Source organism: Enterobacter cloacae complex sp. I1M, assembly GCF_014982425.1.
GTDB lineage: Bacteria > Pseudomonadota > Gammaproteobacteria > Enterobacterales > Enterobacteriaceae > Enterobacter > Enterobacter intestinihominis.
Window position 1 is genome coordinate 60,908 of sequence record NZ_JADCLG010000017.1, and the last position, 13,703, is coordinate 74,610.

At 50.2% G+C, this 13,703-nt stretch carries 10 protein-coding genes; 3 read left to right on the forward strand and 7 right to left on the reverse strand.

Annotation, left to right across the window (positions count from 1 at the left end):
* Window positions 1-85: 85 nt before the first annotated feature.
* The 5 genes from INF86_RS10765 to mrdB all read right to left on the reverse strand — a co-directional run bounded on the left by INF86_RS10765 (window position 86) and on the right by mrdB (window position 4,934).
* A complete protein-coding gene (locus tag INF86_RS10765; protein ID WP_047343510.1) occupies window positions 86-1,108 on the reverse strand; it encodes a helicase UvrD in 1,023 nt (340 codons plus the stop codon).
* On the reverse strand, window positions 1,093-2,655 hold the full coding sequence (locus INF86_RS10770) for an ATP-dependent endonuclease (RefSeq protein ID WP_047343509.1): 1,563 nt from the start codon (window positions 2,653-2,655) through the stop codon (window positions 1,093-1,095). The genes INF86_RS10765 and INF86_RS10770 overlap by 16 nt, the downstream gene beginning before the upstream one ends.
* Before the next feature lie 70 nt (window positions 2,656-2,725).
* Window positions 2,726-3,142 (reverse strand): type II toxin-antitoxin system VapC family toxin, encoded by a 417-nt coding sequence (locus INF86_RS10775; RefSeq protein WP_193543512.1) that lies wholly within the window; start codon window positions 3,140-3,142, stop codon window positions 2,726-2,728.
* Window positions 3,139-3,369, reverse strand: a complete 231-nt coding sequence (vapB, locus tag INF86_RS10780; RefSeq protein WP_193543513.1) for a type II toxin-antitoxin system VapB family antitoxin — start codon at window positions 3,367-3,369, stop codon at window positions 3,139-3,141. The genes INF86_RS10775 and vapB overlap by 4 nt, the downstream gene beginning before the upstream one ends.
* A gap of 452 nt (window positions 3,370-3,821) precedes the next feature.
* A complete protein-coding gene (gene mrdB, locus INF86_RS10785; protein WP_193543514.1) occupies window positions 3,822-4,934 on the reverse strand; it encodes a peptidoglycan glycosyltransferase MrdB in 1,113 nt (370 codons plus the stop codon).
* 689 nt (window positions 4,935-5,623) lie between these two features.
* On the opposite strand from mrdB, the gene nhaA reads away from it, so the two are divergent.
* Window positions 5,624-6,805: a Na+/H+ antiporter NhaA gene (gene nhaA, locus INF86_RS10790; RefSeq protein WP_193543515.1), complete on the forward strand. Its 1,182-nt coding sequence runs from the start codon at window positions 5,624-5,626 to the stop codon at window positions 6,803-6,805.
* Between the two features lie 425 nt (window positions 6,806-7,230).
* On the opposite strand, the gene INF86_RS10795 is transcribed toward nhaA, so the two are convergent.
* A complete protein-coding gene (locus tag INF86_RS10795; protein ID WP_193543516.1) occupies window positions 7,231-8,994 on the reverse strand; it encodes an EAL domain-containing protein in 1,764 nt (587 codons plus the stop codon).
* Between the two features lie 567 nt (window positions 8,995-9,561).
* Here INF86_RS10795 and INF86_RS10800 point away from each other — a divergent pair.
* Together INF86_RS10800 and INF86_RS10805 are read left to right on the forward strand one after the other, a co-directional pair.
* Entirely contained in the window at window positions 9,562-10,047 is a 486-nt protein-coding gene (locus tag INF86_RS10800; protein ID WP_023337976.1) for a hypothetical protein, read from the forward strand.
* A gap of 531 nt (window positions 10,048-10,578) precedes the next feature.
* Entirely contained in the window at window positions 10,579-11,958 is a 1,380-nt protein-coding gene (locus INF86_RS10805) for an RES domain-containing protein (RefSeq protein WP_193543517.1), read from the forward strand.
* A 176-nt stretch (window positions 11,959-12,134) separates the two neighbouring features.
* Here the strand turns inward: INF86_RS10805 and INF86_RS10810 are convergent, their stop codons facing one another.
* Window positions 12,135-13,145: a hypothetical protein gene (locus INF86_RS10810; RefSeq protein WP_193543518.1), complete on the reverse strand. Its 1,011-nt coding sequence runs from the start codon at window positions 13,143-13,145 to the stop codon at window positions 12,135-12,137.
* Window positions 13,146-13,703: the final 558 nt, after the last annotated feature.

The following is a 13,703-nucleotide window of genomic DNA, read 5'->3' on the forward strand; positions in this document are numbered from 1 at the left end:
CTTGATCCGCACTTTTCCGGCATGAAGTTTCGTCGTTGACCGTACAGTTTTTTTGCCTGACTGCGCCTACAGACAAGCAGCTGACTCAGTTTCTGAACCTTCGCAGATGGCTTTCCGGGACAAAATAGATGTTGCCTCGCGCCCGTGAGCAGGCTACGTATAATCGGTTACGGGACGACGGCGGCAGTGCCGCCAGCGTCTGCCGGATGAGGAGCTCCCAGTGACTGGTCCCCAGCACGATGCATACGTCCTGGAAGTGGTCGAGTCCTTTACTGGCGCCCCAGTTCAGTGAATGGCAGCCATAACGGTGATGTTCGCGATAGAAGAGCTTGATCACCGTGTCGTCCGCGTGCAGGACCGCTGTACGCTCGGTATCCGTGACTGTTTCAATCCGGGTGGTATGGGTTCCATGGGCTGCAATACGGATGTTCAGTTGTCCGGTAATGAACTCGCACACTGTAGCTGAACAGCGCCATGTCCGGCTGAGCGTCTCACAATCCACCATGATACCCGCAGCCCTGAAGCGGGCCTCGTACCGGGTTATGTCGTCATGCAGCGTCGCATTGACGTTACCGTCGCGGCTTGTGTCAAAGGTATGCTGATAAAAATCGCCGCAGCACAGCACAGAGATTTCCGCGCGGCAGAGCTCCAGCAAAAAATTAAAGTCATGTCCGGCAAAGTCCTGGACTTCATCGACGAACAACTCATCGTAGTAACGGGCAAGCCGGGTACGGATATCCGGCAGCAGCCCCCGGGCTGTCAGCAGGTGTGCGAGCCGCCGGTGATACAGTCTTCCGGCCGGATCCTGATAATGCCGGGCATTCGTGCGCGGTATTCCGGGAGGAGGCTGGTCGAAGCTCAGGCCACGCGATGCCAGCTGCTCCTGCAGGAAAGGGCGAAAACAGAAACCGTGCAGAAACTCAAACCAGGTCATCACACGGATCCCGTCCGGTATGTAGCCAAAGCGTCTGATAATCTGCGCCCGCAGGTGCGCTTCATTATTCACGGTGAAGGTCAGGATCAGCGTCCGCCGGTCCTCCCTTAACCGCTGTATCAGCAGCGTCGTTTTGCCCGATCCGGCAACCGCAAATATCACTCTCTTATCCATGCCAGTGCCTCCTGAATATAATCAGGTACTGTCAGCTCTTCGGAGTGCAGCTGTAACAGCCGGAATGCTGCTTCTGCCTTATTGGCCAGCATGTATTCCTGCACCGTGAGTGTCCGGCGAGTTCCGCGGAAAAGCGCATCGCACAGACCAGCATTATCCTGATACAGGCAGATTTCAAATGTGGATCGGGTGTTGTCGCGATCAGCAAATACCCGGGTGCGGGAACAAAGCACGTCAGCATAGCGTTCATCGCAGTTTTGCTGATAGTTGCCGTCATTGTCGCGAAGGGCCGCGACGCGATTTTCCAGAAGACGGGCCAGCTCAAGATAACGACGAAAACTCGTTCCGCCGATAGCAATGATATGAATCCCGTCGTCCTCCGGTGCCCTGCCATACAGGCGGCGATAAAAGGCCTCGAGCAGGATAAACTCAGCATCCCCTTCCACGAGTAGCACGCGTCTGGCCAGCGCAAATTCCAGCACGTTATTATCCGGTGCTTTCATGAAAAAGGCGGCAGTCTCAGCGGAAAGTTCATTCATCAGTACCGGCCGGGCAGACCCGAGGAGGATTGCCTTACGCAGATCGAGGCGGGAGGTGATATGGCTGCTGTGTGTGGCAATAAACACCTGCGTCTGCCGTTCAGCGGCAAGCTGATTAACCAGCCTCTTCATACTAACATGGCTGAGATGATTCTCCGGCTCCTCGAGCAACAGTGCGTGGAGCTCTCCCTGCTGCTGATGCCGCTGCAGTGCAAACTCCGTTTTGATGAAGCACTGCCTTCCTTTTCCACGGTGACGAATGGAAATACCGTCCTCGGTAATGTCCAGATTCGCCTCAAGACCTGATTTAGCACCGGAACGCACGCCAAACTGATACGTTTCCAGCGTGTCGTTTATGGCGGACAGATGCCGGGTGCAGAAGTGCAATTTCTGTTGGCGGTAACTGTTTTCAAGCCGGTACCGATCGGCCACCGGGACATTGACGCTGTAAACTGTGCGCGTATATTCCTGCGCGGCGTGCTCGTTATCGATGCGTGCACTGTCTAACAGCAGATGGCGCAGATAACGTCTGAAGCCGGCGAAGTGACCACCGGAGAAGGTGCTGAACCGGACGGAATAGTATTCATAGGGAAAATTATCGGGATCCTGCTGCAGGACATGGTGAATATCCTGACCGTATTCCTCCGTCATTGGTGCAATGCGCATTCTGAGACCATCCGCATCGGTACCCGCCAGATTTTGCCTGCCGTTCAGGTCAGGATCTCCCCCATTACTCAGGAAAACGTCAGCTGTCAGGACGGGTAACAGATCGGCGCGGCGCTCACCTTCCTGAAACTGCCTGACGGCTGACTGGGACAGGAGCGATTCCACACCCAGTGCCTCGACCCGGTGCCGGCTGTCACTCAGCACAAGGTCAAGGGCCAGCAGAATGGTGCTTTTCCCGGACTCATTGTCCCCGACCAGAATGTTACGGTCATGAGTGAAGCGCAGGTCCAGTTCCGGAAACTTTTTAAAGTTTTGCAGCATAAGCCGCGTGATCAGGGGCATTTTTATTCCTTTATACCGCTGCCTGAAAGAGCGGCCGGCCGTGGCAGACCGCCTGTTTTGTTTTACAGCGTTATCTTACCCAGTCTTCCAGCACAAGACCCGGTACCCGCTCAAATTCCCGCACATTGTTCGTCACCAGCACGGCGCCGGCCGCAATGGCGTGCCCGGCAATGGCCGTGTCGTTCGCCCCGATCGGCGTCCCGGCCTGGCGCAGCGCCACTTTAATCTCCGTGGTGGCGTCGACCGCGGCGCGGTCCCAGGGCAGGATGGCATCGAGGCGGGCGCAGAACGCGTCAACCAGCTGTACGTGGCGCGGCGAGGCCTTCGGGCCGGTGGCACCGAAACGCATCTCGGAGTACGTGATGGCCGAGACCACGATACGATGACCCCGCAGCACAGCCTGCTCCAGGCGCTTCAGCAGCGCTTCCGGCTGCTCGCGCATGATGAATGAGCAGATATTCGTGTCGAGCATATACATTTTGTTCACAGGTCAAATCGTCCTTCGTCGCTGACAACGTCCCCGCGCTCCGCCATAAAATCCGGATCGGCTTTTTCGAGCTGCGCGAACGAGCCCCAGGTCGGCCGGACGGGACGCAGGATGATGCTGTCCCCTTCCCGGACGATCTCCAGCTCGCTCACCCCCTCAAAATCCATGTCACGGGGAAGGCGGATGGCGCGGTTGTTGCCGTTTTTAAAAATGGATACGGTTCTCATGAGGTTCTCTCCCGGGTAAGTGTGGATATGTGGTGCATATCCGGAATGAGGTGCATTGCACCGGGTGTGTGCATATGCTGAGTATAGGCAGATGTGCAGCATATGTATAGGGGACGCATATGCAGATGTATGACATATGCATATGCAAAGCATATCCTTATTTCTCTCTTTTCCCGGTCAGATCCGAAAAAAGCTAAAGTCGGATCTGTACTGATTAATCGTATGGAAGGGCGAACGAGAGACGGCAGAAAGGGGTTAAAAGCAAAATGCAGGTGGAAACCGAAGGTCCGCTTTGAGCGAAAATTGGACCTTTTCAGGTGAAGGATATGGTGACTGCTGCAGGCTTTTATCTCGTCACTATTGCAGGGTAATGATTATATTTCGGTGGAACGGAATGCGTTCCGAAGAAAATGCCGCACAGCCGCACAATTGTGCGGCTAGTTCGCCCGGGTTCACACGTTTTTAGAGAGCATCTTACGGTTCGTGTGAACAGCCATAACGATACCAAAACTGGCCATCAGAACAATAAGCGCAGACCCACCGTAGCTGACCAGTGGCAGAGGAACACCAACAACAGGCAGGATACCGCTGACCATACCGATATTCACAAAAACATAGACGAACAGTATTAACATGGCACTACCGGCCATAACGCGCCCAAAAACTGTTTGTGCCTGAGAGGCTATCCATAGTCCACGCATAATCAATGCAAGATACAGCGCAACCAGTATCAACACTCCCATCATCCCCAGCTCCTCCGCCAACACAGCAAAAATAAAATCAGTGTGCCGTTCCGGCAGAAAGTCGAGTTGGGACTGGGTCCCATGCAGCCACCCCTTTCCGTGAAGTCCACCTGAACCTATCGCTATTTTGGACTGGATTATGTGGTAGCCCGCTCCCAGAGGGTCGGATTCTGGATCAAGAAGCATCAATACTCTTCTCCGCTGGTAGTCGTGCATGAGGAAATACCATAACACTGGCAGAAACGCTCCGAGCGCTGCAATCGCCCCTGCAATCAATTTCCAGTTTAGCCCTGCCAAAAAGAGAACAAACAGGCCTGACAATGCAACCAGTATGGATGTTCCCATATCAGGTTGAATGGCTATCAGTAGAGTCGGACATAGTATCAATATTAAAGCCAGTAATGTGTTTTTCATGCCTGGCGGACTGGTATCCCGGTTGATGAAGCGTGCAACCATTAGCGGTACGGCTATCTTAGCTATTTCTGAAGGCTGAAACCTGACAAAACCCAGGTCCAGCCACCGTTGCGCTCCTTTGGATATTGCGCCAAACGCATCTACCGCGATTAGCAACAAAATGCAGATTATGTAGAGGGCTGGCGCCCAGTTCTCATAAAGCCGGGGGGGAATCCTTGCCATGACGATAAGGACGAAAAGACCCGCAATTATCTGTCCTGACTTACGGATCATCATTCCTTCATCCTGACCACTGGCGCTCCAGATGACCATTTCGCTGTAGCAAAGCAGAGCAAGGATAAGGAGCATAAATACCGGGTCAATATGAAGCTTGTCCCACAGCGATTTACGCGGAGTATCAGAAGTCATAGTGATTACCTGAAAATAAAATGTCCGGCTGATGTGGAGGGGGCCGGACCATAAAATACAATACGTAATGAGGCCACTCTGGCGAGATTGCTGCAATCCATAGATTAGAGTACCGAAAACTGAAGAATCAGGCGGCACAAAACAATGAGCAGTAACCCGGTCATAACCAGAACTGACAGAAAAGCTGTCATGGCTCTCTTTCTAAAAAGCACCTTCTGAGAAAGGGGTAACTGAGTGGTGGATTTTACAGGGTTCATGGCGAAATATCCTGAGTATCGGGAAGGTTAAACTCTGCCCCACTCATAGAGGGCAAACAGGAGATATCTGTCCTTCAGTCCTCTTTGAGGCTGCAACATTAATCGTTAGCGGCTTTGATTAATTAGTCGTATGAAATTAATCCTTCAGCATCTCATGATAAACATAAACAGAACCTCAACAGCCATCTCTTAATCCTTGTTCTGTTACGGAAATATAATGAAGCGAGCTCTTTACGATACTTTACCTTTACTGGTAAGAGACATGATGATTTCGTGATAAAATATAAAGCATTCTTATGTATCCCTAACTCCCTAATATATAAGATTAATTTGTATGAAATGAAACCATTGCAGCCTGTCATCTCCTTTTTTGCCAGGCTGCAATGGTTTAACTGGTTTCAATACTTTTTTACATATCTTTGGGAGGTATGAATGTCGCAGTATCCATCAGGAATGACCGGTAGGGTCATTAAGCCTGTTTCAGATTTCTTTAGTTCACCCATAGCGGGGGGGGTCGTGCTGATCCTTGCCTCTCTCGCTGCCATCACAGTAGCCAACTCCCCATTGCGTGCAGGGTACGAGGCTTTACTGGATACCAAAGCCGTTGGGTTGTCAGTAGAGCACTGGATAAATGACGCACTGATGGCGGCCTTTTTTATGATGGTCGGTCTGGAAATCAAACGGGAATTACTGATCGGGCAGTTGTCAACCTGGAGTCAGCGTGCGCTGCCGGGTTTTGCGGCAATAGGGGGAATGGTCGTTCCCGCCCTGATTTATGTCGGACTTAACCGCGCTCACCCCGATACGCTTGCTGGCTGGGCAATACCTGCTGCAACCGACATTGCATTTGCTCTTGGCGTGTTAGCGCTTCTGGGAAGTCGTGTCCCTCCATCCCTGAAAATATTTTTGTCTGCACTGGCGATTCTTGATGATATGGGCGCAGTGACCATTATTGCCCTCTTCTACACCAGCGACATTTCACTTGTAATGTTGGGCGCTGCCGCAGTTATGGTCGCGCTTCTGATTCTACTCAACCGCACCGGCGTAACCCGGTTACTTCCCTACATTCTGACAGGGGCACTACTCTGGTACTTCATGTTACAGTCCGGCGTGCATGCTACAATAGCAGGCATTCTGCTGGCTTTCTGCATTCCGTTAAGAACAAAGGACAGAGATGGCAGAGTGCCACTCGACAGACTTGAACACATTATCAATCCTTGGGTCACCTTCCTGATTCTTCCTTTGTTTGGATTCGCTAATGCCGGCGTCGCGCTTTCGGGAATGACAATGGACGACCTGCTTTCTTCCGTCCCGGTTGGCGTGGCTATGGGACTCTTTCTTGGTAAACAGGTGGGTATTTTTGGCCTTTCCCTGCTTGCTGTTAAACTTGGCATCGCATGTCGACCTGAAAACAGTAACTGGATACAGGTATATGGCGTATCAGTGCTTTGCGGGATTGGCTTTACGATGAGCCTGTTTATCGGAAATCTTGCTTTTGCCGGGAATGAGTTGCTTATCGACGAGGTGAAAGTAGGTGTTCTGGCGGGATCTCTTCTGGCCGTGATTACAGGTATGTTGATTCTGCGTTTAAGCAGCAATCCTACATCAAGCTAGCTTTCAGGCATTTTAACGACACAGGGTCTGTGTCGTTAAAATTTCATCACTCTGGTTGTTCATCGCTACCTACAACTGTAAAAATCTCTAGCTGTAGTTAATATTTTTGGGCCATTTAGGTAAATGGGCTAATTGTGGTGTCATTCAATTTTGAGGCTTTGGGTTACTCATCGCAGGGATAGCCATTTCATTCTTCTCCTGATTCGTAATGCTCTAGTTTTGGTCCGCTTATGGCACGCAGCGGACAAGTTAACCGGGCCAAACGTCTGCTATGAGCGTGAAGCGGAAGTGAGAATTTGTCATGATTACCCGAATGCAGGACTAACATCGGCCTCCGATAATCAATGGATAGCAGATCAGGATGACCAGTTCCCTTCTTATTTATATATTACGGGCAGGCGAGCATACGTATTTACTTAACTCGTTCACTTAAGGGCTTCGTCTCTGCCGTGATACCAGGTTTCAAAAGCATCGGGGGTCATCGGTTTGGCAAAAAAATAACCCTGAACTTCATCGCAGCCCAGCCTTCTTAAAATATCAACGGTCCTGGCATCCTCGACTCCTTCAGCCAGAACGATATAGTCGAGTTGCTTGAGGAGTGTGATAACGTTGCGAACAATGATGCGGCTGGCCTTGTCGCGAGCAACCTTACTCACAATAGAGCGGTCAAGCTTGATGATGTCCATCGGGATTTGTCTCAGGTAATTAATGTTGCTGTATCCGGAACCAAAATCATCCAGAGATATTTTAAATCCGCGTAGTTTGAGCATGTCCAGGCCGATAAGTGCAGCGGGGCTTTCCAGCATCTTCTCGGTTTCCAGACACTCCACCCCCAGCAGGGCGGGATCCAGACGCGCATCCAGCATTTTCTGTTCCAGCTCATTGCAGAAATCTGGTCTTGAAAAATCACTTGCAGCCAGATTAATCGACACGGGTAAAGAAAGTCCACGGCTTTGCCAGGCACTCAGTTGCACAATAGTGTGATCGATAACCCACGCTGTGAGTTCACGCATCAGACTGGTCTTTTCGACCAGAGGAATAAACACACCCGGCAACACTTCGCCATTTTTAGGATGTTGCCATCTAAGCAAAGCTTCGGCTCCCGTCACACGTCCTGTCACCAGTGAGATTTTCGGCTGATAAACCAGATAAAAGCCCTGGTTTTCTTGTAGCGCTTGTCTAACTTCAGTAAGAAGGCTGAAATCAGTCTTCTTACTGTTATCCAATGCATCATCATAGACTGTAAACCGGCGCCCCTGACTTATCCCTTCATGCAATGCACTGACTGCACGGCGCAGAATTTCATTCGATGTCAGAGATTTATCGCAAAGCCCGGAGTCACCCATGTGAATATCCAGATCAAGGGGAACTTCAGGGGTGATCCTGGCCTGGATCCCCTGAAGGCTTTGAGAGATATCTTCTAATGTCCGAGTTTTTTCCTTATGGGTAAAAAAGGCAAATCGTCCAACTGCCACGGCGTAGAGCGGCCCTTTTAAAGTCAGGCGGGTCTGCAGTTCTGCGACCATATTACGAAGTAGATTTTCTACGGCAATCATACCGAGTGAGCGAGCCATTTCGTAGGCTAACGGCATATCAATACAATCGATAATGACGAGCCTGAATGCGCCTTCAGTTGAAACCTCTATATCCTTCAGTAGTCGCTGCCGGTTTGGTAATAGCGTGACTATATCGAGGTAGCCGACGGAGTGCCACGAGGCCAGAAAATCCGATATAAGTCCTCCAATCTTTTCAAAAAGATCGAGCTGCTCGTCAGAAAGTTCCCTGGGCTGAGTATCGAGGATACACAAGGTACCTACGGGTACTCCTTCCTGGGTTTTAAGTGGGCACCCTGCATAAAAGCGAATGAATGGAGCTTCTTTTACCGCGTGATAGTCACGAAAGGTAGGGTGCTGATGAGTGTCATGACAAATGAAGGTCTTACTCTGTTCCTGGGTCTGTACGCAAAATGCCTCGCTCAGGCTGGTTTCCGTGACGGCAACATTTTGGGCGGATCTGATGTATTGCTTTTCTTCATCGAGAACAGAAACAAAGCCCATCGGCATGTTCAGCAAGTGGCATATTAGATGAGTATATTTTTTTAACGCATCATCCCGGCCCTTGTCAGGATTTTTCAACAAGTCGATTGCCGCAAGTCTTTTACTTTCATCTCTGCTGAGATCGGTAAACATGGCAAGACATCCTCCGGTGCAGTAGGCTTCTGGTTATTCCACACTCACAGGTAGCATGTATCATTCTTCAGATGGCATGAGGTAATACATACGCTGTGGCCTGCCTAAACTCTCACATTAAAATGTTTCCAATTGATTGTCTCCCAGAAATGTCGCCCCCGGGCTGCCTGGTAATCCATTTGCTGGTTGTGTCTGTGTCAGTAATGTCCGCTCCTGGCACAAAGCGGACTCTACTGACCGGACACGATAACAAAGGGCGGGAAGAACGTTCAGGATGAAAATACTGCCTGCCGCTTCGTCGCATATAGGCCTCAGTATGATTTGTCCACTCAGTGCAATAATCAACGCCTTTTAGTTCCCGAAAGACAATAATCCATATTCCGCAACAATCTTCTTCAATTAGTGCCTGTCCTTGCATAAGTCCCTCTCATCTTCTCCGCAGATCCGAAAACTCCCGGAGTCGGAAATACTACTCCGACTGATGGAACACGACTGGTGGTGACATTTTTGAATCGATTGTTTTATTCTTCTGGTAAAACCATAACTTTCTGGACTGGCAGTTAATTTATGAGAATACAGGTTCGTGAGTTTGCGTCGGTTAAGAACCCCCTGCGCTATTTGGTCACCGTGGATAAGCCAGGAGGATTACAGAGTGAGTACGTTGTCGAATTCAAGGGAGGAACTGTTCTTGTCCCATATCTGGAAAGCTACTACACCGAGGCAGAACTGAGCGAGAACACCTTGATGGTGGATTTTTTTGATATTCAGGCTCTCTATTCAATCAGTGGCGTTCAGAAATTTGAACAGTACACCGACATGCATTACGACGCAGAAGAACTTGAAAGACTTTTTGTAGAAGGTATTGCTGAAGCCATTTTAGATGTTGTCGAACGCACAGGGGCAACCATTGTGTTCGCCGCTCCTTATAAGGAGACGCTGGCGCGCTACTACCATCGACTGTTGAAGAAATATGCAGCTGATGTAAACTATACATATAGAGAAGACATTCGAGAGGAGGTAAATTTTTATGTACTCGAAACCGACAAACGATAAAGTTACGCGTCTTACTCCGCGTCTGCTTACCTCTCAGGAAGTGTCTCGCAATCAGTCCATTCATGAGACGTTGAAGGCAGAGCTCGTTACCGAACTGAAGCAGACGGGTACGCTTGGTCGCAAGGGGCGGATAGTCACGAGGTCTGAGTCAAAACTGAAAGCACGATTAATCCGTTCCTAAGCGGTTCAGCATATCAACATCTGAGACCTGCATTAAGCTGGTCTCAGTCTAAAGAAATCCTGCGCAGTACCACACTCCACGTATAATTTTCCCGTTACATTTTTAAGTTACTGGGAATGACCAGTGGCGCTCCTCTTTTCAGGGCCTTGATGCCTGAGGTGCGAAGCAGAAACCAGGATGGATGGTAGGTTATTTCCCTGTGATTACGGTACGCCCCATAGACAGCCTGGAGAAGACTGACCGCTCAGTTTATTCATCCTCAGTCCTGTGCTGATGCACCGCCCCTCTTGATTCAGGCTGGGAAATGCAGGAAAGTTACCCTGTATCAGCACATAATGGGCGGCTTAATCATGTGGGATGAAAAATATATTTGTCATAAGTGTGTGGAGGACAAATATGTCAGTCAGCAAATAAAACATAACGGTAATAACGAACAGATATGTTCTTACTGCAAACTGAAGCGTAAAAATATCCATTTGGGAGATATTGTAAAGCGGATGCATGATGTCTTTGAATATTATTATGATGCTCATATGGATATTTATGACACAGGCCGCGGGAATCCCGCACAGGATGTCATCTGCGAAGAGCTAGGGGTTGAGTTTGAAGTGGCTGAAGATATTTATTCCGGCCTTTGCGATGAATACAATCCTTATAATGATTATGATGTTGTGCAATATAATGATGATTTGGTATACCGTTCAAGAAACTACTCTTCAGGTGAGCTGGATTATACTTGGGGAACAGTCACCAATTCACTTCTTAAGGAAACGCGATATTTCAACCGTGAAGTTAATGCGTTTCTGGATTCGCTTTTCAGTGATATCGATAAGCTGAAAACTAGGAACCGCGATTCACCTGTAAAAATGCTGTCTGAAGATGTGCATCTTCATCGCGCTAGGGTCTTTGAGGATCTGGAAGACGTGAAGCAGGCCTTGACGCAGCCTGAGAAACACTTCGGGCCTCCCCCGCCATTACTGGCGCGATCAGGCCGCATGAATGCACAGGGGATCTCCGTGTTTTACGGTGCCACCTCAGCGGATGTGGCAATTGCTGAAGTAAGACCCCCAGTCGGCAGCATTGTGGTGACGGTGCCTTTTGTCCCGCTGCGTAAGTTGAAGGTGCTGGACATATCTTCCCTTGACTCGCTCAGTTTCGGCTCTGGCAGTAAGTTTGATCCCCTGACCCGTAAAACCAGCGAGCGTGCAGTGTTCTTCAGGACGCTTTCGCGCAAACTGACGCTCCCCGCGTTTGGAAAAAGGCAGGATAGTGATTACCTGATCACTCAGGTGGTTGCCGATTATCTCAGTGACCGGAATAAATTTAAGCTTGACGGCGTCAGCTTTAAATCCACGCAGGACTACGCTGACGGCAGGGGGGCCAAAACCGGGTATAATGTTGTTCTGTTTAATAGTTCTTCCGGCGTCAGGCATGCCACTGATAATACCCGGCGGTATCAGGTTGAGCTGTTTGAAAACGTCGAAGATGATATATATGTTTTCAGCCCGAATATTCAGCTGATCGCTGAGGAACCAAAAAAATCACGCTATATTGGTTTATTAGCGGCCACTAATGAAAAGAAAGACACACTGCAGATGAAAACCGACGGAATGACGTACCATAAAATTACTGGCGTAAAATTCAGAACCAGTAAAACTGAGATCCGGCAGGGGGAAACTATAATAAAACCTGCCCCTGACGAGCCCATTGATAACCTTACGGACTTTTAAAACAAAGCTCCCGGAGGGAGCTTTGTAGCGGGACGGTCGGCAGTGGCGGGGGTACATGCAGCTCTCGATGCTGCTGATCAGTTCTGAAACCACCTTTTGAGCAGAAACGGATTTTCATCTCCCAGGCGACGCAAAGTCCGTATGCTGCGCTGAAGAAATTACGTGACCGTGTCCTTTCATTCCCCTTTTTCTGTTACAGCGCCCTGAAGAATTTTCCCGATCAAGCTGTCCATGTTCTCGCAGACGGCCTCAGCAAGCTTGTCTCTGGGGACGACATCCGTCCCGGCATCTTTCTGCTGCCAGTAATGAATCCGGGTTTCTCCCTGAATGAAAAGCAGACCGCAGCTACCCATTGCCCCGCCGGAGGCAGCTCGAGCAAATGCGGATGTCGGGCTCACCGGGGCTGAGTCTGCCGGTGCCGTGATAAAGGTGTTATAGCCGCTGCTGATATCAACACCCACCTGCCACCCAGGCAGCCGTGGGCAGGGGATTGCTTCTTTCAGACGTGGCGTCAGCAGTCGCAGCAGATCTGGTCGGAGCAGGACAGTGACATCAATATCCCCCGGAAAAGTGACGTCAGCAGCGATAGCAGTACAGAATTCGCCGTCTGCACGCTGCTCTTCCTGCACCACCGGTACCTGCCGGCGAAGTAACCCTGCTTTCTGGCACAAATTGCTGACCAGTTCATCCAGGCTGGCTATGGCGGTGGACAGGTGTTGTTCCCTCTCGCCGGTAAGCACCAGTGCATCGCGGCTTCCGCCACCCAGCGCAATATCACACTCTGCGATCTGCGCCTGAGCGTGAGCCAGGGGCAGCAGCAGCCGGTCAACGGTGAAGGGCAACGCCGGGGCACTGTGCAGCCAGCACAGCCCATCGGCAAACGCCAGGCGGGAACGGGTAAATAACTGATAAAGTGAAGCCATCTCCCCGGAGCCAGCCTGGCGCTCGGCATGGCCGCGGATAAGCAGCAGTGCATCGCGGATATTCATCAAATCAGAACAGCACTTTGCCACAACCTCGTCGGCAGTGTGCGGCCGGGGGGCAGGCAAAAAGGGGGACTGCTCATGCTGATCAATATAACGGTACAGATCTGTCATATTCTGGGTGACCGTTATATTCCTGCGCTGAAGGACTGCATCGACCCGGGCTTTCAGATCGTCATCGATGCGGGCATTGACCATAGCCATACAGTAGCTCCTTAACCGGTTGGAAATGTAAAGCGTTGTTGCTTTACTTGGGTGCGTAAATCTTAATTGCTTTACTCCATGGTGTAAAGCCATCTTGCTTTACTTTTAATGTAAAGATGGCTGTCTTACATTTATGCAGATTATGCACTAATTAAAATAATTATTGCTTTCCTGTCAATTGTGTCCTTTTTCGTTGTCGCGGATCCGAAAACCCCTGGTTCCGGATCTTCTTCTCTCACCCCTCTGAACTGCGGCGCTGAAACACAACATGTGCCACTCTGCCAACGGATACTCATCCTATATGTTGTGTTATCTCCCTGCCCTGTGACCCGGCTTGCAGCAGCAGAAAAGAGCGCTTCGCTTACTCTCAGAGCGTGGTACACTTCCGGAAAGTTGGTATAAGCCAGAAAGTCGGATCTCACCGAAACGGCCATCCAGTAATTTACCGGTGTGGTTATATGGCTGCTTACTATCAGCCTGAAAATGATAACAGCAGGAGAAAATTATCCGGGTGACAGACGCAGGGTTGTTCTCAGAACATTGTGCCGGGCGTCATCA